General features: G+C 63.9%; 1 protein-coding gene. It reads right to left on the reverse strand.

Annotated elements, in window-relative coordinates:
• Nucleotides 1-499 (reverse strand): aminotransferase class III-fold pyridoxal phosphate-dependent enzyme (locus tag IAE37_RS28605; RefSeq protein WP_201178798.1); only part of this gene is annotated, 499 nt, incomplete at both ends.

Here is a 499-nt window from a genome sequence, read left to right on the forward strand (position 1 = left end):
GGGCTCGAGGTCGTAGTAGTCGGAGCCGAACCACTCGCCGGTACGGCCGAACCCGCAGATCACTTCGTCAGCGACGAACAGGATGTCGTACTTGGCGAGGATTTCCTTGACCTTCGGCCAGTAGGTCTGTGGCGGGATGATCACGCCCCCGGCACCCTGGATCGGCTCGGCGATGAAGGCGGCGACGTTGTCTTCGCCGACTTCCAGGATCTTGGCTTCCAACTGCTCGGCCGCCCACACGCCGAAGTCGGCCTCGCTCATGTCGCCGCCTTCGCCGTACCAGTAGGGCTGGGGGATGTGCACGATATCCGGGATCAACCCGCCCTGCTGGTGCATGCCGCTCATGCCACCCAGGCTGGCACCCGCGACGGTTGAGCCGTGGTAGCCGTTGATGCGGCCGATGATGGTCTGCTTGTGCGGCTTGCCTTTTAGCACCCAGTAGTGGCGAACCATGCGCAGCACGGTGTCGTTGCCTTCGGAACCGGAGCCGGTGAAGAAC

This window comes from Pseudomonas sp. S31 (genome assembly GCF_016648105.1).
Classification (GTDB): domain Bacteria; phylum Pseudomonadota; class Gammaproteobacteria; order Pseudomonadales; family Pseudomonadaceae; genus Aquipseudomonas.